Raw genomic sequence first — 23,765 nt, 5'->3', positions numbered from 1 at the left:
TCAGGATGGAACGTCTCAATGATCTCTCCCGGTGGCCGGGAGGGATCATGCAAACACAACCTGGTTCCCACCCCGCAGGATGGCGCGGTTCAGGGCCTCCTCGGTGGCGATCTTGAGGTCGGCCAGGGCGTCACCCCTGGAGGGAAGAAGCGTGGCGACCCCCAGACTCACCGTCAGGATGCCGATCTTGGCGTGGGGATTGGGGATGGCGGCGGTATAGACCTCAGCCCGGAAGCGCTCGCAGACGGAAACAGCGCCGATGTTGTCGGTCTCGGGAAGGATGCAGACGAAGCCGGTTCCGCCGTGACGCCCCATCACATCCCCCGCCCGCTGGATGCCATCGCCCAGGATGGCGGAAAGCCGACGCTGGCACTCTTCCACCGCATGGCGGCCGTGGCTCCGCTGGTAGGCCTCGAAATGGTCCAGGGCAATGAGCACCAGGGCCAGGGAGGTCCGGTTCCGGGCGGCCCGGCGCCACTCGACCTGGAGGGAACTCTCCATATGGGCCTCGTTGGGCAGCCCCGTCACCGGATCGATCCAGGAGATCTGCCTGAGGATGGACCGGTACTGTCCGGCCTCCACATGCTGCCGGACCCGGGCCAGGGTGAGGGAGGGGCGGAGAGGCAGCGGAATGAAGTCAGCGCATCCCGCCTTGACGGCCTTGGATTCGAAACCCTCCTGCTCCTTCCCCCCCAGGAGGATCAAGGGCGTCTCCTTCACCATGGGTTCCTGCTTGAACTGCCCACAGGCCTCGAAGACATCGCAATCCGGAAGAGCGGCATTGAGAAGGATGAGATCCGGTGAGGCATGACGGGCTGACTCCAGCCCCTCGGAACAGGAAGCGGCGCTGAGGATTTCGAACTCCCCACCGAACATGGCCCTCAGGGATTCGGTTTCCTGGAGGGAGGGATCGACGACCAGGATGGATGGCTTGCCGTTCATGGGAGACTCCGGTACGACATAGGGGCTGAAACAGGGGGAATGCACCCATCTTACTCCGCGTCCGCCGCAGCGCCACAGGTCTCCGCTCCCCAACTTGGGGCATAATCGAACTTCCATCTTCGTCCGGACTGCCCTTGCGTCTCATCATCAGCGAAAAACCGAGCATGGGCCGCGCCATCGCGGCCGCCCTTGGAGTCCAGGGCAGTGGCAGGAGCTTCATCCAGGGCCAGGACCTGATCATCACCTGGTGCGTCGGCCACCTCGTGGAAGCCCTGGCACCCGAAGGCTACGACCCCAACCTGAAGGCCTGGCGCCTCGACACGGTGCCATTCTTCCCAGAGACCTTCCAGTACGCCCCCATCGAAAGCTCGAAGGATCAGTACGAGGTGGTGGCACGCCTCCTGAAGCGGGATGACGTCACCGATGTCGTGAATGCCACGGACGCCGGGCGCGAGGGTGAGCTGATCTTCGATCTGGTCTACCGCCTCGCGGGTTGCGACAAGCCAGTGTTCCGTTTCTGGACCTCCAGCCTCACGGATGACGCCATCCGGGAAGCCTATGGGGCCATGAAGCCCGGCGAAGCCTATATCGGACTCCGGGATGCCGCCCGCTGTCGGCAGGAGGCCGACTGGCTGGTGGGTATCAACTGCACCCGGGCCCAGACCCTGGTGATGCGGCGCTCCGGCGGTGAGGGCGTCTACTCCGTGGGCCGTGTCCAGACCCCCACCCTGGCACTGCTCGTCAATCGGGAACTCGAGATCACGAACTTCGTCCCGAAGGACTTCTGGACCCTATGGGGCATCTTCGGCGCGCCAGAAGGCACCTACAAGGGCAAGTGGTTCCAGAAGCTCGAAGGCAAGGACCAGGACCGCTTCGACAGGGAAGAGGATGCCAGGGCCCTGGCGGAGCGGCTCCAGGGCCAGCCGGGCAAGGTGTCCAGCGTCACCTCCAAGACCGAGAAGAAACGCCCCGAGCTCCTCTACGACCTGACCACTCTCCAGAAGGAGGCCAACAAGCGCTTCGGCTTCACGGCCGAGCACACCCTGGAGGTGGCCCAGGAACTCTACGAATCCAAGCTCATCAGCTATCCCCGCACCAACTCCCGCTACCTCACGGAAGCCGATGCCGAGAAGGCCCCGGGATGGATCAAGTCCATCTCCCAGGGACAGTTCGAGGAGCTGAAGCCCTTCGTGGAGGTTCTGCGCAAGCGCTGGCCCGTGAAACTGGACAAGCGCTTCGTCAACGACAAAGAGGTCGAGGACCACTCGGCCCTGGTGCCCACGGAGAACCCGGCCCGCAACCTCTCGGGGGACAAGGCCAAGGTCTACGAGCTCATCGCCCGCCGCTTCCTGGGGGCCTACTTCCCGGAGCGCATCGAGGCCAAGACCACCATCGTCACCAAGGTCCTGGACCAGACCTTCAAGACCACGGGCACCGTGGTGAAGGAGCTGGGCTGGTCCGAGGTGGATCCGCCCCACAGCCGCCCCAAGAAAGAGGCCAAGGCCAAGGATTCCGAAGCCGAGGAACCCGAGGAAGACGAGGAGACCGGCACCCTGCCCCCGGTCACCAAGGGCCAGGCCGTGGATACCAAGGAGCTCTACCCCAAGGCTGGAAAGACCTCGCCTCCCAAGCGCATGAGCGAAGGCGATCTCCTGGGGGCCATGCAGGGCGCCGGGCGCGAACTGGAGGATGACGAGCTGAAGGGCGCCATGAAGGATTGCGGCCTGGGCACCCCCGCCACCAGAGCCAATATCATCGAGACCCTGTTGAAACGTTCCTATATGGAGCGCAAGCGGAACATCCTCCAGCCCACCCAGAAGGGTATCGAACTGATCCAGGGCCTCCAGGCCGAAACCCTCACCAGCCCGCAGCTCACGGGGCAGTGGGAGGCCGAGATGGAGCGCATCCGCCGGGGCGAGGCCCAGCGGGATGCCTTCATGGGCCGCATCCGGGGCTTCGTGACCGAACTCATCGCCCAAATCAAGGCCAAGGCCCCCACCGGTTCCCGGCGCCCCTTCGGCCCCGTGATCGGAAGCTGCCCCAAGTGCGGCTCCAACCTGCACCAGCGGGACTGGCAGGGACGACACTACGTCAAGTGCGCGGCGGAGAAGGACGCCGACTGCCGGGTGTCCTACGACACCGATCCCGAGGGCAAGGCCCTTGAGATCTGCCGTTTCTGCCAGGGTCCGGTGCGGGCCACCCGGAACGGGAACAGGATCTGCGCCATCTGTGATCGCTGGCAGGAGGAAAGGACAGTCCAGAGCCCCCAGGCCGCGCCACCGGCAACCGCCACCTGCGAAGTCTGCGGCCAGCCCGCCCGCATCATCCCCAGCACCCGCAAGGGGCAGTTCTTCGCCCGGTGCGGGAGCTGCGGAACGATGAGGGAACTGGCTACATCATCCGAGGAGACACCGGCCCCAGGCTCTGGGCCACTTCCTTCATGAACTTCCGCACCCAGATCTTCCCGGGGTCCTGGTCGTAATAGCTGTGCCAGCAGATCGTCTGCACCATGGGCTCGATGGCGATGGGCGGCATGATGAGACGCAGGGGAAAGTGATCAAGGAAGATGTTAGCCAAACGCAGGGGAATGGTGGCGATGCGGCTCGTACCCACGACAAAGTGAGGCAGGACGCCAAACCATGTGGCAATCATATCCATGCGACGATGGTAGCCGAGACGGCTCAGGAAGATCTCGTCCCTGGAGGGAGCGCGCTCCCGCCCGAAGCGCAGCAGGACATGGCGCATCTCGAGGTACTGCTCGATCGAAAGGGTATCGCCGACCTCCCTGTTGTCCTTCCATACGATGCAGGTGTAGACATCCTCCAGGAGCACCTCACTGGAGTGGGAGGGTGCCTGGAAGTTGTCCGGCAGCACCCGGAAATCGATCTCCCCCCGTTCCAGAGCCTCCAGGGGATAGTCGGCGCTGGAGACGATCTCGAAGGTCAGGCCCGGCGCCTCCTCGTGCACCCTGCGCATCACCTCGGGCATGAACACGATGGACATGTAGTCCGAAATCATGATCTTGAAGTGGCGCTGGGACACCGTCGGATCGAAGGTGGGCTTGGTGGCGATGGTGGACTGGATGTGGACCAGGCAGTCCTGGACGGGTTTCGCGAGGCTCTCCCCCAGGGGGGTGGGCACCATCTTCCGACCCACCTGCACCAGCAGCTCGTCATTGAAGAATTCCCTCAAGCGGCCCAGGCACCCGCTCATGGCGGACTGGCTCAGGTTGATCCGGTTGCCCGCCCGAGTGATGTTTTTTTCATCAAGCAATGCGTCCAGAGCCACGAGCAGATTGAGATCCAGCTGATTGAAGTGCATTCCGTCCCTCGCGCGTCCCGTTGGCCTGAATTTTAGATCAGGATCATCTTCCGATCAAATTCAGCACCCAGCTAGCGGTAATACCCCTGCCCGATCATTGGTCTGGCTGAGGGTGAAGGATCAAAAGAGTAAACACAGAGGGCACAGAGGTTCAAAAGAGAGCGCACAGAGAAAAGCAGGATTCGGCTCTGGCGGCGGGGACTCGTTCTTTGAATCTGTATCCCTTTCATCCCTTTCATCCCTTTCATCCCCTTCATCCTGGCTAAATACCATTTTTTGCTGCTTTTGGGTCGTAGCCATCCCCTTTCTCACGGGCTGAGCCGAGTAATTGGTAACCATGAAAAAGGCGGTGGAGTGGATCACTTATCTTGTTATTAATGAGAAATATTATCCAACCCCATACATGCTCACCTTGGAATCATCTGTTTTACGGATACCTAACATCGACAAAGGTGATACCTACCCCACGGACAGACTCCTTATGATTGAAATCGTCGCAGCCGATGATAGGTATCTTGAATCTCCATGATTGAAGGCCGGTTTCCACGCTAGCCTATTCGATATCGGACGCTTGATATGGTCAGTTTTGAGCAAAAGGGCGTTGAGATCGGGTCGGGTCGCAGCAGAACCTGAGGGTTCTCGTGCTTCTTTTTTTGAATAATTAATCAACGAGTGCATCCATGGTCGCGTTATCCATTGACGGTCAAACAGTCGAAGCCGAGGAGGGCAAGTCGCTCCTCCAGGCCGCCCTCGACGCCGACATCTACATCCCCCACATCTGCTCCCATGAGAATCTGGACCCCGTGGGGGCCTGCCGCCTTTGCGTCGTGGAGATCGAAGGGCGGGAGGGCGCTTGCACTTCCTGTACCACGCCGGTCCAGGAGGGGATGGTGGTGACCACCCGCTCCGAGAAGCTCAAGCAGATGCGCCGCCTGTCCACCGAGCTCATGCTCTCGGGGCACCCCTCGGACTGCACGGGCTGTCCCAAGTTTGGGGCCTGTGAACTCCAGTCCCTCATCCAGTATCTGGAGGTCACGGACCAGCGGCTGCGCAAGCGGGTCAACATCGTCCCGAGCGACACCTCCAACCCTCTGGTCATGCATGACATGGGCCGCTGCATCCTCTGCGGGCGCTGCGTCCGGGCCTGCGGGGAGCTCCGGGGCGTAGGCGCCCTGACCTTCATCAAGAAGGATGGCCGCACCCGCATCGGAGTGCGGGACGGACTCAGCCTGGCGGAGGCGGACTGCCGCTTCTGCGGAAGCTGCATCGAGGTCTGCCCCACGGGCTCCATCCGGGACCAGGAGGGCCTCCTGGATCCCAACATGAACCGCAAGGCGGCCATCGTCCCCTGCCGCAGCACCTGCCCCGCCGGAATCGACATCCCCCGTTACGTCCGCCTGGTCCGGGAGGGCAAGCCCTCGGAAGCCCTGGCGGTGATCCGGGAGAAGGTGCCCTTCCCCGCCGCCCTGGGCCGCATCTGCGATCACCTCTGCGAAAGCGCCTGCCGCCGCAGCGAGCTGAGCGATTCCATCTCGATCCGGGCCCTCAAGCGCTACGCCGCTGAACACGGCGACGAGAGCTGGAAGGCCGCTTCCCGCCAGCTCCCCCCCACCGGCAAGAAGGTCGCCGTGGTGGGTTCGGGGCCCGCGGGCCTCACCGCCGCCTACTACCTGGCCAAACAGGGCCACGCCGTCACGGTCCTGGAGGCCCTTCCCGAGGCCGGGGGCATGATGCGGGTGGGCATTCCCGGTTACCGCCTCCCGGTGGAGGTCCTGAACGCCGAGATCGACGAGATCCGCAAGGTCGGGGTGGAGATCCGGACCAGCAGCAAGGTGGCATCCGCCGATCAGCTCCTGGCCGAAGGCTACGATGCCGCCCTGGTGACGGTGGGCGCCCACAAGGGCATCAAGCTCCCCACCCCCGGCTCCGATCAGGCGGGAATCCTCGTCAACGCAGAATTCCTGCGCCTGGCAGCCCTGGGAACCCCACAGCCCGTGGGCGAAAGGGTCGTGGTCATGGGCGGCGGCAACGTGGCCTTCGATTGCGCGGGTGTGGCCCGGCGCCTGGGGGCCAAGGAGGTCCACGTGATCTGCCTGGAGGCCCGGGACAGGATGCTCGCCAGCCCCGAGGAGATCGTAGAGGCCCTGGAGGAGGGCACCCGGATCCACCCTTCAGTCAACATCAACGAGATCCTGGGCAAGGATGGCAGGGTGAGCGGCGTCCGCTGCGTCAGCATCCGTTCCTTCAGCTTCGACGCCAACGGCCAGGCCATCCTGGACGTGGTGCCGGATTCCGAATGCGTCATCGAGGCCGACACCATCATCATGGCCGTGGGCCAGCGCCCGGACCTGACGGAGGACTTCGGACTCCCCCTGGGACGCGGCAACCGCGTCACCGTGGATGAGATCACCCTGGCCACCCCCAAGCCCGGGATCTTCGCCGCAGGCGATGTGGTCACGGGCACCAAGTCCGTCATCGCGGCCATCGCCGCCGGACGCAGCGCCGCGGCCTCCATTGACCGCTTCCTGGGCGGCAACGGCCAGATCGAGGAGGTCCTGGCCCCGCTTTCCGAGCCCAATCCCGTCCTGGGAACCGAGGCAAGCTTCGCTGCCGCCCCGCGCTGCGACTGCCCCGAAGGCTACGACGACGAGAAGGCCCACCAGGAATCCAGCCGCTGCCTCCAGTGCGATCTGCGCCTGCGGATCACCGAGCAGAAGTTCTGGAGCGCTTACTCCCATCGCTGATCGAGGTTTAGACGTGTCTTTAGAAATCATCACCCCGAGCAGCGGCTCGACCATGTTCACCGAAACCCAGGGCTTCCCCGCCCTCCGCAAGGCCCTCTCCATGGGCCGGGAGGCCCTCCAGGCCCAGACCGGCCTGGGGACAGACAAGACCTGTCTCATCGCCCGAGCCTTCGACGCCGAATCCGGCGCGGCCATCCGGAGCACCCTCCTGGCCAAGACCCCCCTCGGCATTCTGGAGGGACTCGGCATTGCAGCCCTGGCCCTGGGAGCCACCAAGGCCATCCTTGCCCTGGCCACCCCAACCGAGGCTCTGAACGTCGCCATTCCGGAACTGCAGAAACTCCTGCCCCTGGAGATCGAGGTGCGGATGATCCAGCCCTCCTTCATGGCAGGAGAGGACAGCGCCCTGGCAGAGCTCCTCAAAGGCAAGCCCGCCATGGCCGGGGGCCACGAGGATGCATCCACGCTGGTCCTGGACGCCGAGACACTGGTGAGGCTGGCCACCGGAGCCCAGACCATCCTCCTGCAAGTAATTGGCGCCGTGAAGCAGGAAGCCATTGTCGAGATCCATGCAGGCACCACCCTGCGCCAGGTGATCTTCGAGCAGTGCGGCGGCATGAAGGGGGACAAGGGATTCAAGTTCGCCCTGGCGGGAGGGCCCACGGGGGCCTTCATCCCCGAGGCGGGACTGGATGCCCCCGCTTCCCCCGGCACCATCGTGGTGGGCGATGAAAGTGCCTGCACTGTGGACATGGCTCAGCGCTGCCTGGCCTTCACCGCCCAGGAGGCATGCGGACGCTGCCTCCTCTGCCGCGAGGGGAGCTACCAGCTCAAGGAGATCCTGTCGGACATGGCCTCAGGCAAGACCAAAGCCGAGGACGAGGCCCAGATCCGGGAACTTGCCGCCGCCATGGCCGAGGGTTCCCTCTGCCCCGTCGGCCGCCGGGCCGCCGATCCGCTCCTCACGGGCCTCCAGCACTTCCCCGAGGAGTTCGAGGCCCACATGAAGCGCAAGCGCTGCCCAGCCCTCGTCTGCAAGAAATATGTCACCTTCCACATCCTGGGAGAGACGTGCACGGGATGCGAGAAGTGCCTGGGGGTCTGTCCCGAAGAGGCCATCGAGGGCGAGGAGGACTACATCCACGTCATCGACGCCAAGGCCTGCACCCAGTGCGGCCTCTGCTTCGAGATTTGCCCAGAGGGCGCCATCGTCAAGGCCGGTCCCCTCAAGCCCAAGACCCCCAAGGAACCTATCCCTGTGGGGACATGGAAGAAACGATGAAAAAGATCCACCTCCAAGACACCAAGAAAAGCCAAGAAAAGATCTTTTCCTTTCTTTCGCTTTTCTTGGAGCCTTGGAGTCTTGGAGGTAAATCCTTTCTGCTTTTTTCTTTTCCAACCACCTGGAGGTATTAAATGAAGCAGCTTGAAACAGACGTCATCGTCGTCGCCGCCGGCCTCTCGGGCTTGGCTGCCGCCATCTCCGCCGCCGAGAACGGCGCCAGCGTCATCGCCTTCGAGAAAGCCAACACCACCGGCGGCGCTGCCAACATGGGCATGGGCCCGCTGGGCATCGGCTCCAACATCCAGAAGCACCAGATGGTGAGCCTCACCCCTTTCGAGGCCTTCCGCAAGCACATGAGCTTCACCCATTGGAATGTGGATGCCCGCCTGGTGCGCGATTATTACGCGAAGTCCGGCGATACCATCCAGTGGCTGGAAGAGATGGGCGTGGAGTTCTTCGGAGCCATGCCCGCCTATGCCGCCCCTGAAACCATGAAGCCCTATGCCACCTCCGAGGCCACTTGGCACGTGGTGAAGCCCATCGGCGGCGGCCTCCCCGGCCCCCGCTGCGCGGGCGCCATGATGAAGTGCATGACCGAACGGGCTGAGGAACTCGGGGTCCAGGTTCTACTGGAGACCCCCGTGAAGAAGATCCTCGTGGAGGATGGCAAGGCCGTGGGCGTCATCGCCGTGGACAAGAACGGCGAGGAAATCGAGGCCCGAGGCAAGGCTGTCATCATCGCCACCGGCGGCTTCGGCGCCAACCCCCAGATGCTCAAGGAGCAGACCGGCTTCGAATGGGGCAAGAACCTCTTCTCCTTCGCCATCCCCGGCATGACCGGCGATGGTCTCAACATGGCCTGGGAGGCCGGTGCCGGCAAGACCCCGGTGACCATCGAGCTGATGTACCAGATCCCCGACAACATGGCCCACTTCGCCATCGAGGGCGCCTTCCGCCAGCCCTGCCTCTGGGTGAACAAGCTGGGCAACCGGTTCATGAACGAGGATGGCATCCCCAACACCACCTTCACCGGTAACGCCATCGTGGCCCAGCCTGACCACGTCTGCTACTCGATCTTCGACGCCAAGCTGCTCAAGCACTACAAGCGGAATGGGCCCGACATCCAGTCCCACGTCCACCCCCACGACATCTACCAGCAGTTCGATGAGGCCATGAAGGCGGCCTTCGCCGAAGGCTACGAGCACGTCTGCGAAGCGGACAGCCTCGAAGAGCTGGCCGACAAGATGGGCATCGACAAGGAGGGCCTCCTCAAGACCGTCGAGGAGTACAACGAGGATTGCGACAACCATTACGACAGCCTCTTCGACAAGGACCGGGCCTTCATGCAGCCGATCCGCTCCCCCAAATACTACGCATGCCGCCAGTACCCCGGCGGCTACGGCACCCTGGGCGGCATCAAGATCAACCACAAGACCGAGGTCATGACCGATGAGCACAAGGTCATCCCGGGCCTCTATGCCGTGGGCGTGGACGCCTGCGCCATCTACGGACACACCTACCCCTTCATCCTGCCGGGCAACACCATGGGCTTCTGCCTCAACAGCGGCCGCATCGCCGGTGAGAACGCTGCGGAGTTCATCAACGAGTAGGACGTAGGAGACGAGGCCGCGGAAGCGGCCCCGTCTCCTACGTGATTTTTTCCGATTCCAGAGACAGCCCCGCCCTGTGTGGCGGGGCTGTTTCGTGCAACAGCATGGGTTGCGCCTGGGTTCCAGGCGCCCTGGTCGACTACGGTATTATTTATATGTTTAAAAAATGTAAAATTACAATCGGAATAACACGACCCGATCCCATTGGCCCCCCCTGTTTCAAGGATTAACGATCAAACGAATCATCGAACCGATTACTAATCCTGCGATATCAAACAGCCGAAGATGATCTGTGGGGCAGCCTTGATGTGCCGCCCCCCCTGCTACCCGCATAGAAGTGCATGAATTGACATGGAACGATTCTGCGAATGACATCCGTCTGGATCTGCTTGTTTTTTAATACTGTGACCAATTATGATGAATCATAAATACAATACTCGACAGCTACCCCTAGAACAATAGCGGAGGCCAAGTTGGTTGAGATCCAGAACACGAGGAGATATCGCCGCATTTCAGTGGGCTCTGAGCACACCGTTGGTTTTCGCATCAATGGACTCGACCTGAAAGGCATTCCCATTTCGAACCTGAGTGCCGGGGGGTGCTTCGCCATACTTCCGAAGACACTGGTTCCAAGTGTCCGGCAAGGCTACCTGCTCATGGACTTCATGCTGGAGCACAAGGGCCTCCCCAACGCACCCTTCTGCTCACAGGTGGTCCATGTGGTGACTGGGCTTCCAAACGCATCCAGGAGTGACATCGGCCTGGGGATCTCATTCCTTTCCACCTCCCCCCATTTCTACGAATGGGTAGACACTTACGTGTCTGCCTACCCCTCCAGTTCGAAGTGATCAGCGGAGCTCCCGCGCCCGGCACGACCACGGAGCCTCAACGTATCCACTATTAAAACTAACGTTACAGTAATAAAACCCCACGAATCATGGTAGGATGGTCGGATTTCCTACGGGCAAGCCGAGAAACCCGCTCAACAAGGAGCGGTTGGGCACTCCCCACGACCAGAAGGCCAAGCAGTCATGACCAAAGCGCCCAGAGTCACCGGCGTCATCCAGTGCAAGAACGAGTGGGGAATTCTGGCCCTGTCCATCACTCACGCACTGATCCATCACGTGGATGAGGTCTACGTCCTGAATGATTCCAGTACGGACGAAAGCTTCCAGGGCCTGCAGCGCCTACAGGCCCTTTGGCCCGGTCGGCTGCACGTTTTCCACCAGAACAACGGTATCTTCCTTCAGGAAGCCCAGCTCAACACCCTGGTCCTCCTGGCCAGACAGTCCAACCCCGACTGGCTCTACGTCTTCGACGCCGATGAATTCCTTCTCCCCTCTCCCCGCACTTCCCTGAGGGAGATCCTGGCCAGGGTTCCTGAGGACTGCGCCGCCATTCGCTACAATCTGAGGAATTTTGTCTGCCCCCGGAACTTCAACGAGCGCAGCACGGGGGACTACTCAAGCATCCACTACGAAGGTCTGCCAGACCCCAATCTTTCCTTGAAATTCAGCGAACGCTACCAGGCAATCTACGAGGAAAAACTGAACCTCTTTCATATCCCCTTCCCTTCGAAAGTGATCTTCAGGAATCTCGATTCGATACGCGTCCTCGCAGGGGCCCACGACATCGTCCATTACACCGGAAAGCCCATGCGATCCGTGAGCATCGACTCTCTCTACACTGCGCACCTTTCCTGGCTTTCAATGGACCGTCTCAAACGCAAGGCTGAGCAGGGGAAGAAGCATGTCGACAATGGGCTCCCACGTCGCCACGGCTGGCAGAACCAGCTCATCCACCAAGTTGCCTGCGACAACCGCCTTGCCCGGTTCTGGGAAAGACACTCTCTCCCCGGGGAGGGTCAACCAACCGACCTTGCTCCACGCAATATCCGGAAGAACGCGGACTTCAGGGAGGGCATCCGGCCAGCCGTGGAGGCCCTGATACGGAATGGCTTCGATGCCGGGGACCTCTCCATCGTGGACGCCCACCGTCTAGCAGCCGGGGCGGCCTCACCAACGGCATTCCAGTTCACGGACCTCATCCAACTGACCCACCGCCACCATAAACTTCTAGGAGAGCACCCAGCCGCCAAGCACAGGCAAACGCTGCTCCAGAGCCTCCAGAGACTGGGTTCCCGCCTCATCAGAAGCCTTGGAAAGCGCTGGAGACGCCTCGTCGCTTAGGTCCCCATGAAAGGACCTACCCCCGCTCGCGGCGACCGGCGGGCTCCTGCATGCTGCTCAGGAAGTCGTCGTTGTTCTTGGCCTTGCCCAGGCGATCGATGAGGAGCTCCATGCTCTCCACAGGTCCCGAGCCAGATAGGATCTTGCGCAGCACCCAGATCTTCTGGAGCTTGGCGGCGTCGATAAGGAGATCCTCCTTGCGGGTGCCGCTGCGGAAGATGTCCATGGCCGGGAAGATCCGCTTGTCACTAAGCTTGCGGTCCAGCACGATCTCGCTGTTGCCGGTGCCCTTGAACTCCTCGAAGATCACGTCGTCCATGCGGCTGCCGGTCTCCACCAAAGCCGTGGCGATGATCGTGAGGCTCCCGCCCCCTTCGATGTTGCGGGCGGCGCCGAAGAAGCGCTTGGGGCGCTGAAGGGCGTTGCTGTCCACGCCGCCGGAGAGAACCTTTCCGGAGGGCGGTACCACCGTGTTGTAAGCCCGGGCCAGGCGGGTGATGGAATCAAGGAGGATCACCACGTCCTTCTTGTGCTCTACCAGGCGCTTGGCCTTCTCGATGACCATCTCGGCCACCTGGACGTGACGGGTGGGACTCTCATCAAAGGTGCTGGAGATGACCTCGCCGCGCACATTTCGCTGCATGTCCGTCACTTCCTCGGGGCGCTCATCAATGAGAAGCACGATGAGAAAGACCTCGGGGTGGTTCGCCGTGATGGAGTTGGCGATGTTCTGCATGAGCACGGTCTTGCCGGTGCGGGGAGGCGCCACGATGAGGGCACGCTGTCCCTTGCCCAGGGGAGTCATCAGGTCCATGACCCGGGTGCTCAGTTCCTGGGGGTCCCGCTCCATCTTGAGCATCTGGGTGGGGTACAGGGGCACCAGACTGTCGAAGTGAAGGCGTTCCTTGGCCAAGGCAGGGGGGTCGAAGTTGACCGCATCCACCCGCAGGAGGGCGAAGAACTTCTCCTCATTCTTGGGGGGTCGGATCATCCCGGAGAGGGTGTCACCGCTCTTGAGGTTGAACTTCCGGATCTGGCTCGGAGAAACGTAGATGTCATCGGAACCGGCCAGGTAGTTGAACTCGGGGGCCCTCAGGAAGCCGAAACCCTCGGGAAGGACCTCCAGGACCCCCTCGGCGAAGAAGAGACCTTCCTTGGCGGCCTGAGCCTCCAAGAGTCGGAAGATCAGCTCCTGTTTCCTCAGTGACAGGGGGTTCTCGATGCCATAGGCCTTCGCCATCTCGGCCAATCGGCCAATGGATTGTTCCTTCAGATCATGAAGATTGAGGACAGCTGTAGCAATTTTTTCAATAGGCATTGGTATCCCCCCCCTTGGGGAAGAGCCGACAGTCTCTGCGGTAGGATTTCACAGTATGCCGCCTTCTCGGAGCTTTTGCCACTCTAATTCCGGGCATTCAGACCCCCGCCCGAAGCTCGGAAGGCGTCAGATGAAGGGCGAACTCGAAGCCCCGCTCCCCCCAATGGAGGACGGTGCAACTGGCCTTCTTGACATCAACAAAGCGCCCTGTGAGGTGATGGATCAAATCTGACAGGAGCGGCTGATGACTGACCAGAGCCAGGGTGGCGGGGACTTCGGCTTCGGCCAGAAGCCCCCGGAGCCAGTATTCCACATCCAGAGGACGCCCCTCGGGCACCAGATCCTCGCAGTAGTCGGCCCTGAAGCCTTCCGGAGCGGCCTCCTTGAGGCAGAGCAGCGTTTCAGCAGCCCTGCGGTAGGGACTGCTGTATCCCCTGCTAGGAACAAATCCGCGGGCCACAAGTCCCTGCATAGCTGCCCTGGTGCGGGCCCAGCCCTCTGCCGTCAAAGCGCGTTCCGAATCGCGCTGGCCTCGCTTGGGGTCTTCCGCGATGCCGTGTCGAATAAGCAGCAGGGTGATCATGGGGTGATCATCGCATGCCGCCTGGCATTTTTTCCATGGCCTTTTCCCCGCTTGAGTGGGATACTGCTTGATTGGGCCAAGTCCGGCTGGCGTTTTTCGCCATTCCCGTTCGGCGAGCGCCCGGGAGACACACTTGAGCACAATCACCTTCGCAGCCCTGGGCTGCAGCGAACCTATTCTTGCCGCCCTGGAACGGCGCGGTTTCCACACCCCTACGCCCGTTCAGGCAGAGTGCTACCAGCCCGGCCTTGAAGGACGTGACCTGCTGGTCCAGAGCCGCACCGGCAGCGGCAAGACCCTGGCCTTCGGCCTCCCCCTGCTCCACCGCCTCCATCCAGACCGCTTTGCCCAGGCCCTCATCCTGACCCCCACCCGGGAACTGGCCCAGCAGGTGGCGGCCGAGCTGTCCAGTGTGGTCCCCCAGCTGGATCTGGCCGAGCTCGTGGGCGGCATGAGCTACGGCCCCCAGCTCAAGGCCCTGAAATACGGCGCCCGGGTCATCGTGGGCACCCCCGGCCGCACCATGGACCACCTGGAACAGGGTTCCCTCGATCTCTCCCAGGCCACCATGGTCGTGCTCGACGAGTGCGACGAAATGCTGAACATGGGATTCCTGGAAGATGTGGAGAAGATCCTCTCCCGCCTGGGAAATCGGCCCCAGACCTACCTCTTCTCCGCCACCCTGCCCGGCCCCATCGCCGCCCTGGCCCAGCGCTTCCTCAAGAATCCCCACCGCGCCCAGCTTAACGATGGCCCCGCCACCTCCCACGCTGACATCACCCACACCCCCTGCCTGGTGGCTGAACCCTATCAGTCCAGGGCCCTGGTCAACATCCTGCTCCAGGATGACCCCTCCGCCGCCCTGGTCTTCACCAAGACCAAGGCCCAGACCGAGGAAGTGGCCCAGATGCTCCGCGAGGCAGGTCTCTCGGCAGACCACCTCCACGGTGATCTGGCCCAGGCCGCCCGGAACCGCATCCTGAACAACTTCAAGACCGGCAAGCTCCACATCCTGGTGGCAACCGACGTAGCCGCCCGGGGCCTGGACATCGAGGGTCTGCCCCTGGTGGTCCACCTGGGGATCCCCACCCAGGTCGAAAGCTACGTCCACCGCTCGGGCCGCACAGGCCGAGCCGGCGCCAAGGGCACCAGCCTCGCCCTCGTGGGGCAGAAGGAATCCCGCATCCTGATGGCCTGGGGCCGTCGTGTCGGCCTCCAGCTGGCCTGGCGCCCCGTGCCCACCCAGGAGGAGATCCGCGAGGCCAAGGAGACCCGCCTGGCCCTCCGGCTCAAGGAAATCAAGGCGGAAAGCCACCGTGAGCTGGCCAAGCGCCTCCTGGAGAGCACGGACCCAGTCGAACTGGTGGCCGCACTGGTTTCTCTCACAGATGGCCAGTCCCATGCAGGGTACCGCATGCCTGATCCCAAGGAAATGGAAGCCAAGCTGGCCCGCCCCTTCAAGCCCAGGCCCGGCGAGCGCACTGGCTGGAGTGCCGACGGCCCCAAGGCCACTTCCGACAGGAAGCCCTATGCCGGTCGGGAGACCTCCAGTGCCGCCCCCCGTGGCCCCCGGAAGCCTGAAGACCGGGCATTCGGCCCCCGCAAGCCATTCCACAAGGATCGGCCCGTGACCGAACGCAAGAGCGGCCCCGGTTTCGTGAAGAGAAACAAGGCCGACTGAAGGCCACGCAAATAAATGAGAAGGGGGCCTAACGGCCCCCTTCTCATTTATTTACAAAGAACAGGGATCAATCCTCGTCCTCGTCGATGAGCTTGCTCCGCAGCTCCTTGCCCAGCTTGAAGTAGACCACCCGCTTGGAGGGCACGGCAATGGTCTCGCCACTACGGGGATTGCGCCCCTGGCGGGCCTTCCGGTCACGGAGACGGAAGCTGCCGAAACCTCGCAACTCGACACCGTCCCCATCCCTCAGGGATCCGATGATGCTTTCGAGAAAGGTGTTCACCAGTTCGTCCGCATCCTTCTTGGAAAATTCCAAGTTTTCCATCAAGTGCTTGGCAAGATCAGCCTTGGTCAAAGTTTCCACGGCTTCCATGGTGTGCTCCGAAAATAGCTATTGGGGTCGTTTATCCATAGAAGCAACAACACTCCCGTGGGTCAAGAGACAAGTACGAAACATGAGAAACATTAAAATAATGAATCAAAGCGTTTCTACTAATCAAATATCTTACGCAAGGATCCATTCCAGAAGCCAGCGCGGCCCCTCGCCGGTCCCGCCCTGGGTACGGAAGTCCTTCTCGGTGGATGCCCAGCAGCTGCTGAGATCCACATGGGCCCAGGAGTCGTTCTTCGCGAACTCCTTGAGGAAGAGGCCGGCGGTGATGGCGCCGCCCCAGCGGGAACCAGCCGAGTTCTTGAGATCGGCGATCTGGCTCTTGATGGATTCCCGGTATTCCTCCACCAGGGGGAGCTGCCAGAGGTGCTCACCCACGGCGGCCCCGGCGTCCATGAGACGGTCCACCAGCTTCTGATCGGTGCCCATGATGCCCGAGACGCCTTCTCCCAGGGCCACCAGGCAGGCGCCGGTAAGGGTGGCCAGATCCACGACGTGGTCACCCTGGAACTCCGCGGCGTAGTCCAGAAGATCCGCGAGCACGAGGCGTCCCTCGGCATCCGTGTTCAGGACCTCGATGGTCTTGCCGCTGCGGCTGCGGATCACGTCTCCGGGCTTGTACGCGGAACCCGAGGGCATGTTCTCAACGAGCCCAAGGATGCCCGTGACCTGCACGGAGGCATCCAGTTCGGCGCAGGCCATGACGGTGGCCAGCACGATGGCGGCACCGGTCATGTCGTCCTTCATGGTTTCCATGCCCTTGGCATCCTTCAGGGAAAGGCCGCCTGAATCGAAGCAGACCCCCTTGCCCACCAGGACGATGTGCCTCTTGGCCTTCTCCTTGGGCTTGTATTCCAGCGTCACAACCCGAGGGGTCTTGGCGGACCCCTGGCCCACAGCCAGGACACCATTGAAATTCCCCTTGGCCAGGGCCTCAGGATCGAGCACTTCCACAGCCACCTTATGCTCCTTGCCCAGCTTCTTGGCCAATTCGGCAAAGACTTCGGGGCTCAGGTTGGAGGGGGGGGTGTTGGTCAGCTCGCGGACGCGATGGCAGGCGGCCACACCGGCCTGGATCTGGGGAAGGCGGCGGCGGGCCTTGCGGGTGTCATCACCGTTGGTGAAGACCTCCACCTTCTCGAAGGCCTTGGGCTCAGGCTTGCCTTTGAAGGCGGCAGTGTCAAAGTTGGCCAGGAGGACCCCCTCCAGCACCGCAGCCTGAACTTCATCATGCTCCATATTGGAGGTGGAGGGAGAAATGACACCCACCTTCTTCCAGCCCTTCTTGAGGCAGGAGCGGGCGGCGGCCCCCACGGCCTTGCGGATCTTGTTGGGGGTAACAGCCTCCTCCTCGCCCAATCCCACAAGGACCATCCAGCGAGTGTCCTTGACGCCATTGGGATGATGGAGAGGCACCAGTTCCAGGTAGTCCGCCTTGAAATCGCTCTCATCCATCACCTGGCGGGCGACCTTGCTGATGGCCAGGGGAAGACGGTGCCGTTCACGCCCGGAGAAGACCGGCACGATGAGGGCATCTCCAGAGAAGTCCTTCCCGGGCTGGGAATTGATATCAACAGAAACCATGGTCATCCTCCAGGAAGCAATCCTATCCGAACCCCATCGGCCTCAACACACGTATTTCTAAATTTAGGTCAAAAAACAACCAAAAAAGAAACCAAATAAGTCCTAATCTACCGATTCCGATTCTTCCAGAGCTTCAAAGGATGCCAAAAAAGGCCCTTCAGCTCCTGGTTCTGCCTCGAAAGACAGCTCGCTGGACACCGGCATCTCAGCCACTCCCTGAAGCTTCCGCTCCATCTGGCGAGTCCGGACACCGACCTTGTCCATCTCCCGGGTTGCGGCCTGCAGTTTGGACTGGACCCCCTGGATCCAGACACCGAAGCGCTGGAACTCAGCCTTGACCTCCCCCAGTACCTTCCAGACCTCGCCACTCCGCTGGCTGATGGCATGGCTGGCAAAGCCAGCCTGGAGACTGCTCAGAAAAGCACACAGATTGGTGGGTCCGACCACAACCACCCGCTGCTTCCGATGAATGCGGTCAAACAGCCCTGGGCGCCCGAGAATTTCCGCATAGAGCCCTTCGGTGGGCACGAAGAGGAGAGCAAAGTCCGTAGTGTGAGGTGGCAAAATATATTTACCGTTTATTTTTACAGCTTCCAGCAGGACTCGCCGCTCCAGCTCCGCCCCAGCCCGATTCGCCCCATCCTGGTCCCCCCGATCCCTCGCCTCCTGGAGCCGCTGATAGTCCTCCAGAGGGAACTTGGCATCAATGGGGATCCAGACAGGCTCCCCTTCCGGACCGGGGAGGCGCACCGCAAAGTCCACGGCCTCCCGGGAGCCCGCAACCAGGCGCTTTTGCGTCTCGAACTGCCCAGGGGCCAGGAACTGCTCGAGCACGGCCCCCAACTGGACTTCCCCCAGCACACCTCGGCTCTTGACGTTGCTGAGAACCCGTTTGAGCCCCCCCACGTCCTGGGCCAGACTCGCCATCTCCCCCAGGCCGCGGTGAACCGATTCCAGGCGCTCACTCACCTGGCGGAAGCTCTCCCCCAGGCGCTGATCCAGACTCGTGCGCAGACGCTCGTCCATGGATTGGCGCATCCGCTCCAGCCGCTCCTCCGTGGTGCCCCGCAGGAGCTCCAGACCGCGCTCCAGCCGAAGCTGCATGGCCTCCAGGTGACGCCCCTGCTCGGAGCGCCCCATGGCCAGGGCATCCTGGACCTGACGCCCCTGGGATTCGGTCCCCTGGGCGAAGGCCTGGACCACTCGGCCCTGGGAGTCATGGAATTCCTGACGCAGGCGCTGATGGGCATCCTCGATGTCCTGGACGGAAAGCGGACGCCGGGCCTTGGCCAGGAGCGCCATCGCCCCGGCTCCGGCAAGAAAGGCGAGCCCGATGGAAAACAGCTGGGAAGTATCCATGGCTTCAGAGTGCCATGGTTGGCAGGACAGGAAGTGTCCACCGTGCCTGCCGCCCCTCGCCCTGGGCCTCCAGAGTCAGTTCCGCCACCCACTCCGTGGGCCAGGGCCCCCGGGATCCGGCCCACTCCACCACCAGGTAATCGGAGCTGCCGATTTCCTCCTCCAGACCCAGGCTCCAGGCCCCTTCGGCCCCCAGCCGGTAGAGATCCAGGTGGAAAAGGCGGCCCCCGGGGGTGGGATAGCGATGAAGTACGGCATAGGTGGGCGAGGCCACCTCATCGGGATCCCCCCCCAGGCCCTGGAGGAAGCCCCGGGTCCAGGTGGTCTTCCCGGCCCCCAGCTCGCCCCGGAGTAGCCAGGTCCCCCCCGGAGGTGTCAGAGCCGCGAGATCCCGTCCCAGGGATTCAGTCTCCAGGTCGTCCACAAGGAAGCGTTCAGGCATTCCCTTCCTCCCGATTGAGCTCCCGCAGGATACTGGACAGGCTTGGCCCCAGCTCCCGCACCAGCATGGGGCCAGGTCCAAGGCGGTCCGCAGCGGCCCCATGAAGCCAGAGGGCCTCGGCCACAGCCTCCTTGAGGTGCGCAGCACCCTGGCCCTCCTTCTTCCAGAGAGCCACCTTGGCCGCCACGATCCCCGCCAGGAAATCACCGGTACCACCGGTGGAAAGGCCCCGATGCCCCGTGGGGTTGACCCATACCTCAGGAGTGCCCCCACCCGTCACCACGCTCTGGGCCCCCTTCAGGGCCAGGATGCCAGGTCCGGTAGCCACTTCCATGGCCTGGACCAATCGATCCGAAGTCTGGTGGGAGGGGGGTTTCACCTTGCCGAAGAGCCGGGCGAACTCCCCGGGATGGGGGGTGATCACGGTTTCGGGGCGGGCCATCCAGAACGGCCCCTCGCCCTCCCTCAGGGCGCTGGCATCCAGCACCAGCGGCCCATCCCATGCGGGAATCTCGCTGACCCCGCCCGGTCCCACCAGCAGGACATCGATGCCTTCGGGGAGGATGCCCTCCCAGGGTCTTACCATGGCCTCGGGCACCTGGGAGGCGATTTCGGCGCGGACTTCGGAATCCGCAAGCACCGTGACCAACCCTGCCCCGGCCCTCAGGGCACCGAGCGCCGCCAGCACTGCCGCGCCGCTCATGCCCCGACCGCCTGCCCGGATCGCCACATGGCCGAAGTCCCGCTTGTGGGTATCCCACCGCTCCGGAAAGGGTCGGCTCGGGCGATCCATCAACATCAGCTTCGCCTCAGGCCCCCTGGGGAGCGGGATGGGGATCACCGTGATATCCCCACAGAAGCTTCGGGCCGGTCGCAGGCCGTGGCAAACCTTGAGGTGCCCGAAACAGGCGGTGCGATCCACCAGGAGGGCGGGCCCGGAGACATCAGAAGAACTGGGATCCAGCCCCGTAGGCAGATCCAGGGCCAGTACCCGGAAGGTCGGCCGATCCCGGTGATGCTGGATCCAGGCATGCATCTCCGCCACAAAGGTCGCAGCGGGGTCCCTCAATGGAAGGCGGGTGCCCAGCCCGAAGAGACCATCCACCACCCAGCCCCGGAAGATCTGGACAGCCCCCGCCTCTAGACACCGATAGCTGCCCCCAAGCCCTTCCCAGAGCCGGGCCTGGAGGGCGGCATCCCCTCGCCAGACGGGGTGGGCGTCCAGGGTCCAGACCTCCACCCACTGCCCCCGCAGGCGGGCCAAGCGCGCCAGGGCCAAGGCATCGCCTCCGTTGTTGCCGGGGCCAGCCAGGACATGAAGTGGTTCGTCCACAGGGAGAAGCCCAAGAGCCCCGAGTGCGGCGTGTTCCTGGAGCACCAGGCTGGGGATCCCCCATCCCTCGATGGCCCCCTTCTCGAGGGCCTGCATCTCGGAGGCACGGAGCAGCGGAATCATGGGCACCAAGCTATCACGCATGGAGGGCCTGGAGACGGGCCTGGATGGCTCGGGTCGCAAGGACGACCTCCTCCTCGGCCTGCCCGATCAGGGCATCCAGTTCGGCAGCTGAAAGCTCCAAGGCAAATTCCTCCATCCGCCTGGCCTGCATACTCAGACGGTTGGCCCCCAGGGTGGCGGCGTTGGACTTGAGGTCATGGGCGAGCTTGATTATCCGGGGCCTGTCGCCCCCAGCGAGGGCTTCACGCAGATGCGCGATCCGCGGAGCTGCATCCCGGATGAAGGCATCCACCAGTTCCGCCACCGCACCGGGGCCAGCAACGGTCTCCAGATAGAGGAGCCCTTCCCAGGTGGTTGAATCAAGACCATCTCCGCATGTTTTCCCATTTTTGTCCATGTTGGCTTCAAGCTCCGCCGCCATCAGACCCCCCGGATATTTGGATGCCTCCCACAGGGATTCTCATCGTTCTCCGGGGCTCATTTCATGAACTTTCAGACCATCCGCCCCCCCATGGGCGCCCCCCCCAGGAGGTGGAAATGGAGATGGAACACCGTTTGCCCGGCATCGGACCCGCAGTTGGCAACCAGCCGCCAGCCGCTCTTTTCCAGCCCGAAGCGCTCCGCCAGGGATTTTGCCACCAGCCCTACGCGTGAGAGGGCCACAGCGTTGGTTTCCGTGAGTTCATTCAGACCAGCAAAATGCTCGCGCGGAATGATGATCAGATGGACGGGGGCCTGGGGAGCGATGTCCTTGAAGGCGACCACATGCTCGTCCTCGTGGACAATGGTCGAAGGGATCTGCTTTGCGGCAATCTTGCAGAAGATGCAGTTCGGATCGGACATCGGGGGCTCCTTGTTTCACATCATCTTGCACCAACCTGAAATACCACAGAACACCGGAAGCATCGGCCGCCTCTGCGTGTCCACCAACACCGCCCTGCACCTCGTCCATCCCCTGGGCTTCGACACCTCCGACTACTACCTGCGAAGGGCCGGGCTGGACTACTGGGAGAAGCTCGCACCCACCCACTATGAGAACTGGACAGACTGCCTGGCCCGCTGCCCGGCAAAGCGCCTCTGGTTCGCCAGCACCAAGGGGGATACGTTCCACACCCAGGTGGCTTTCGAAGACGGGGATGGCATCGTCCTGGGCTGCGAGACCAAGGGACTGCCTGACGAAATCCTGGCCGCGAACCGGGATCGGCAGGTCAAGATCCCCATGCCGGGTGACTTCCACCGGAGCCTGAATCAGGCCCAGGCCGCCGCAGTCCTGCTCTATGAGGCTCTCCGCCAAGTCAAGGCATGGTAAAGTTCGCCCATGGGTCATTCCAGTGCAACCCCCCCGAATCCAGAATTCCTGCTGGAGGTGGCGCAGACACTCGCGAGGTTTGCGCGGGTGGAGGATGCGTGCGGGGACTTGCTGAACCTCCTGGAGACGGAGGCGCATCTCGAACAGGTCACGCTCTGCACCCTTGACCGGGCATCCGGAGAGCTCCGGATTCAGGCCACCACCGACCCAGAGTTCACCGCCAATGCCAAAGTCCGCCTGGGGGTCGGCCCCCTCGGAAAAGTCTTCGAGAACCGGGAGTCAGCCTCGGAATCCAGATCCGGCGGGGCATTCCTGGCAGCACCGGCCATCATCGGCGAATCGACAGTCGGCCTGATTTCCGCCTTCCACCGCGGCAAGACGGGAGCCCGGGCAGACCTCGCCCTCCTGGAGGCCGTGGCGCAGTTCATCGCGGATGCCATGCGTCTTCGCAAGCGGGTCCGGGATGAGGTCATGGCGGGTCTGCAGGAACATGAGCCCCGCGATCCCCTGAAGACGGAACTGGCCCAATCGGCCACCATCGTCGGCTCATCCGACGCCATGAAGGGCGTCTTCCAGCTGATCGGGGGCGTGGCCTCCACGGATGCCACCGTGCTCATCCTCGGAGAATCCGGCACCGGGAAGGAGCTGGTGGCCCGGGAGATCCACACTTCCAGCCGTCGCGCTTCAGGCCCCTTCGTGGCCATCAACTGCGCCGCCCTGCCGGAATCCATTATCGAGAGCGAGCTCTTCGGCCATGAGAAGGGAGCCTTCACAGGGGCCATCTCCTCCCGCAAGGGGCGTTTCGAACAGGCGGACGGCGGCACCATCTTCCTGGACGAAGTGGGTGAACTGCCCCTGGCGGTCCAGGCCAAGCTGCTGCGGGTCCTGCAGGAGCGGGTCTTTGATCGGGTGGGCGGCAGCAAGCCCATCAAGACCGATGCCCGGGTTCTGGCTGCCACCAACCGGGATCTGGAAGCGGGGATCAAGGGCGGCACCTTCCGGGAGGATCTCTTCTGGCGCCTCAATGTCTTCCCGATCTGCCTGCCCCCCCTCCGGGCCCGGCGCAGCGACATCGTCCCGCTGGCCGACCACTTCGCAGAGAAGCACGCCCGCGCCCACGGAAAGGACATCCGGCGGATCTCCAGTCCGGCCATCGACCTGCTCGTGAGCTACCACTGGCCTGGCAACGTCCGGGAACTGGAGAACTGCATCGAACGGGCCGTGATCCTCAGTTCAGACGCCGTCATCCACTCCTACCACCTCCCCCCCAGCCTCCAGTCCGGCGAGAGCTCGGACACAGCCCCCTCCTCCACCCTGGAAGCTGCCGTCTCCCGCCTGGAGAAGGAGATGCTGATGGAGGCCCTCAAAATGACCAACGGCAATATGGCAGCCGCGGCCCGTCGCCTGGGGATCACCGAGCGCCAGATGGGCTTCCGGGTCCATCGTTACGGCATAGACTGGCATCGCTACCGGACAAAAAAGTAGGAATCCATCCATTTCCCACATTTTTGTATCGCCCGTCCCCACACCCTAGTCCATTCAGAGCAGCTT

At 62.8% G+C, this 23,765-nt stretch carries 19 protein-coding genes; 8 read left to right on the top strand and 11 right to left on the bottom strand.

Features of this window, described 5'->3' with window-relative positions:
* Positions 1–45: 45 nt before the first annotated feature.
* A complete protein-coding gene (locus HOLFODRAFT_RS0200785; RefSeq protein ID WP_005037413.1) occupies positions 46–942 on the bottom strand; it encodes a diguanylate cyclase in 897 nt (298 codons plus the stop codon).
* Between the two features lie 134 nt (positions 943–1,076).
* Between HOLFODRAFT_RS0200785 and HOLFODRAFT_RS18615 the strand changes: the two genes are divergently transcribed.
* Complete coding sequence (locus HOLFODRAFT_RS18615) at positions 1,077–3,386, top strand: DNA topoisomerase 3 (RefSeq protein ID WP_005037416.1); 2,310 nt, start codon at positions 1,077–1,079, stop codon at positions 3,384–3,386.
* Here the strand turns inward: HOLFODRAFT_RS18615 and HOLFODRAFT_RS0200775 are convergent.
* Positions 3,334–4,263, bottom strand: a complete 930-nt coding sequence (locus HOLFODRAFT_RS0200775; protein WP_005037419.1) for a LysR family transcriptional regulator — start codon at positions 4,261–4,263, stop codon at positions 3,334–3,336. The two genes, HOLFODRAFT_RS18615 and HOLFODRAFT_RS0200775, sit on opposite strands and share 53 nt — an antisense overlap.
* 680 nt (positions 4,264–4,943) lie before the next feature.
* Between HOLFODRAFT_RS0200775 and HOLFODRAFT_RS0200770 the strand changes: the two genes are divergently transcribed.
* From HOLFODRAFT_RS0200770 to HOLFODRAFT_RS0200745, 4 genes are all read left to right on the top strand, one after another.
* The gene (locus tag HOLFODRAFT_RS0200770; protein ID WP_005037421.1) at positions 4,944–7,007 is read left to right on the top strand and encodes an FAD-dependent oxidoreductase; all 2,064 of its coding nucleotides are present in this window, start codon (positions 4,944–4,946) and stop codon (positions 7,005–7,007) included.
* Positions 7,008–7,020: 13 nt separating this feature from the next.
* Positions 7,021–8,289, top strand: a complete 1,269-nt coding sequence (locus HOLFODRAFT_RS0200765) for an NADH-ubiquinone oxidoreductase-F iron-sulfur binding region domain-containing protein (protein ID WP_005037423.1) — start codon at positions 7,021–7,023, stop codon at positions 8,287–8,289.
* 134 nt (positions 8,290–8,423) lie between these two features.
* On the top strand, positions 8,424–9,902 hold the full coding sequence (locus HOLFODRAFT_RS0200755; protein WP_005037425.1) for an FAD-dependent oxidoreductase: 1,479 nt from the start codon (positions 8,424–8,426) through the stop codon (positions 9,900–9,902).
* A 1,031-nt stretch (positions 9,903–10,933) separates the two neighbouring features.
* Positions 10,934–12,091 carry a glycosyltransferase family 2 protein gene (locus HOLFODRAFT_RS0200745; RefSeq protein WP_005037431.1) on the top strand — a complete coding sequence of 386 codons (1,158 nt, stop codon included), beginning with the start codon at positions 10,934–10,936 and terminating at the stop codon, positions 12,089–12,091.
* Positions 12,092–12,107: 16 nt separating this feature from the next.
* Here the strand turns inward: HOLFODRAFT_RS0200745 and rho are convergent, their stop codons facing one another.
* Entirely contained in the window at positions 12,108–13,409 is a 1,302-nt protein-coding gene (rho, locus tag HOLFODRAFT_RS0200740; protein WP_005037433.1) for a transcription termination factor Rho, read from the bottom strand.
* A 97-nt stretch (positions 13,410–13,506) separates the two neighbouring features.
* The gene (locus HOLFODRAFT_RS18610; RefSeq protein ID WP_005037435.1) at positions 13,507–13,992 is read right to left on the bottom strand and encodes a SixA phosphatase family protein; all 486 of its coding nucleotides are present in this window, start codon (positions 13,990–13,992) and stop codon (positions 13,507–13,509) included.
* Between the two features lie 133 nt (positions 13,993–14,125).
* Here HOLFODRAFT_RS18610 and HOLFODRAFT_RS18605 point away from each other — a divergent pair, with 133 nt between their 5' ends.
* Positions 14,126–15,673, top strand: a complete 1,548-nt coding sequence (locus HOLFODRAFT_RS18605; protein ID WP_005037437.1) for a DEAD/DEAH box helicase — start codon at positions 14,126–14,128, stop codon at positions 15,671–15,673.
* 67 nt (positions 15,674–15,740) lie between these two features.
* Here the strand turns inward: HOLFODRAFT_RS18605 and HOLFODRAFT_RS0200725 are convergent, their stop codons facing one another.
* The 7 genes from HOLFODRAFT_RS0200725 to HOLFODRAFT_RS0200695 all read right to left on the bottom strand — a co-directional run bounded on the left by HOLFODRAFT_RS0200725 (position 15,741) and on the right by HOLFODRAFT_RS0200695 (position 21,748).
* On the bottom strand, positions 15,741–16,046 hold the full coding sequence (locus tag HOLFODRAFT_RS0200725; RefSeq protein WP_005037440.1) for an HU family DNA-binding protein: 306 nt from the start codon (positions 16,044–16,046) through the stop codon (positions 15,741–15,743).
* A 132-nt stretch (positions 16,047–16,178) separates the two neighbouring features.
* A complete protein-coding gene (locus HOLFODRAFT_RS18600; RefSeq protein WP_005037442.1) occupies positions 16,179–17,648 on the bottom strand; it encodes a leucyl aminopeptidase in 1,470 nt (489 codons plus the stop codon).
* A 102-nt stretch (positions 17,649–17,750) separates the two neighbouring features.
* On the bottom strand, positions 17,751–19,007 hold the full coding sequence (locus HOLFODRAFT_RS18595) for a DNA recombination protein RmuC (RefSeq protein WP_052572374.1): 1,257 nt from the start codon (positions 19,005–19,007) through the stop codon (positions 17,751–17,753).
* Between the two features lie 4 nt (positions 19,008–19,011).
* A complete protein-coding gene (gene tsaE / locus HOLFODRAFT_RS18590; RefSeq protein ID WP_005037447.1) occupies positions 19,012–19,449 on the bottom strand; it encodes a tRNA (adenosine(37)-N6)-threonylcarbamoyltransferase complex ATPase subunit type 1 TsaE in 438 nt (145 codons plus the stop codon).
* Positions 19,442–20,905 carry an NAD(P)H-hydrate dehydratase gene (locus HOLFODRAFT_RS0200705; RefSeq protein ID WP_026938916.1) on the bottom strand — a complete coding sequence of 488 codons (1,464 nt, stop codon included), beginning with the start codon at positions 20,903–20,905 and terminating at the stop codon, positions 19,442–19,444. Before HOLFODRAFT_RS0200705 ends, tsaE begins: the two co-directional genes overlap by 8 nt.
* A gap of 13 nt (positions 20,906–20,918) precedes the next feature.
* Positions 20,919–21,326, bottom strand: coding sequence for an Hpt domain-containing protein (locus tag HOLFODRAFT_RS0200700; protein WP_005037452.1), 408 nt, complete (start codon positions 21,324–21,326; stop codon positions 20,919–20,921).
* A gap of 71 nt (positions 21,327–21,397) precedes the next feature.
* Positions 21,398–21,748, bottom strand: coding sequence for a histidine triad nucleotide-binding protein (locus HOLFODRAFT_RS0200695; RefSeq protein ID WP_005037454.1), 351 nt, complete (start codon positions 21,746–21,748; stop codon positions 21,398–21,400).
* A gap of 10 nt (positions 21,749–21,758) precedes the next feature.
* Here HOLFODRAFT_RS0200695 and HOLFODRAFT_RS0200690 point away from each other — a divergent pair, with 10 nt between their 5' ends.
* Both HOLFODRAFT_RS0200690 and HOLFODRAFT_RS0200685 read left to right on the top strand, forming a co-directional pair.
* Entirely contained in the window at positions 21,759–22,214 is a 456-nt protein-coding gene (locus tag HOLFODRAFT_RS0200690; RefSeq protein WP_005037456.1) for a tRNA (cytidine(34)-2'-O)-methyltransferase, read from the top strand.
* 9 nt (positions 22,215–22,223) lie between these two features.
* Positions 22,224–23,699, top strand: coding sequence for a sigma 54-interacting transcriptional regulator (locus HOLFODRAFT_RS0200685; RefSeq protein ID WP_005037458.1), 1,476 nt, complete (start codon positions 22,224–22,226; stop codon positions 23,697–23,699).
* Positions 23,700–23,765: the final 66 nt, after the last annotated feature.

The sequence above is a fragment of the Holophaga foetida DSM 6591 genome (assembly GCF_000242615.2).
Classification (GTDB): domain Bacteria; phylum Acidobacteriota; class Holophagae; order Holophagales; family Holophagaceae; genus Holophaga; species Holophaga foetida.
This window is presented reverse-complemented; position numbering and strand designations above follow the sequence as displayed.

Excerpts from the sequence above, each read along its gene's own strand:
- HOLFODRAFT_RS0200725 (WP_005037440.1), bottom strand. The coding sequence starts at position 16,046 with ATGGAAGCCGTGGAAACTTTGACCAAGGCTGATCTTGCCAAGCACTTG.
- HOLFODRAFT_RS0200700 (WP_005037452.1), bottom strand. The coding sequence starts at position 21,326 with ATGGCGGCGGAGCTTGAAGCCAACATGGACAAAAATGGGAAAACATGC.
- HOLFODRAFT_RS0200785 (WP_005037413.1), bottom strand. The coding sequence starts at position 942 with ATGAACGGCAAGCCATCCATCCTGGTCGTCGATCCCTCCCTCCAGGAA.
- HOLFODRAFT_RS0200705 (WP_026938916.1), bottom strand. The coding sequence starts at position 20,905 with ATGATTCCGCTGCTCCGTGCCTCCGAGATGCAGGCCCTCGAGAAGGGG.
- HOLFODRAFT_RS0200775 (WP_005037419.1), bottom strand. The coding sequence starts at position 4,263 with ATGCACTTCAATCAGCTGGATCTCAATCTGCTCGTGGCTCTGGACGCA.
- HOLFODRAFT_RS0200770 (WP_005037421.1), top strand. The coding sequence starts at position 4,944 with ATGGTCGCGTTATCCATTGACGGTCAAACAGTCGAAGCCGAGGAGGGC.
- HOLFODRAFT_RS18610 (WP_005037435.1), bottom strand. The coding sequence starts at position 13,992 with ATGATCACCCTGCTGCTTATTCGACACGGCATCGCGGAAGACCCCAAG.
- HOLFODRAFT_RS0200695 (WP_005037454.1), bottom strand. The coding sequence starts at position 21,748 with ATGTCCGATCCGAACTGCATCTTCTGCAAGATTGCCGCAAAGCAGATC.
- tsaE (WP_005037447.1), bottom strand. The coding sequence starts at position 19,449 with ATGCCTGAACGCTTCCTTGTGGACGACCTGGAGACTGAATCCCTGGGA.
- HOLFODRAFT_RS0200745 (WP_005037431.1), top strand. The coding sequence starts at position 10,934 with ATGACCAAAGCGCCCAGAGTCACCGGCGTCATCCAGTGCAAGAACGAG.
- HOLFODRAFT_RS18600 (WP_005037442.1), bottom strand. The coding sequence starts at position 17,648 with ATGGTTTCTGTTGATATCAATTCCCAGCCCGGGAAGGACTTCTCTGGA.
- HOLFODRAFT_RS18595 (WP_052572374.1), bottom strand. The coding sequence starts at position 19,007 with ATGGATACTTCCCAGCTGTTTTCCATCGGGCTCGCCTTTCTTGCCGGA.
- HOLFODRAFT_RS0200685 (WP_005037458.1), top strand. The coding sequence starts at position 22,224 with ATGGGTCATTCCAGTGCAACCCCCCCGAATCCAGAATTCCTGCTGGAG.
- HOLFODRAFT_RS0200755 (WP_005037425.1), top strand. The coding sequence starts at position 8,424 with ATGAAGCAGCTTGAAACAGACGTCATCGTCGTCGCCGCCGGCCTCTCG.
- rho (WP_005037433.1), bottom strand. The coding sequence starts at position 13,409 with ATGCCTATTGAAAAAATTGCTACAGCTGTCCTCAATCTTCATGATCTG.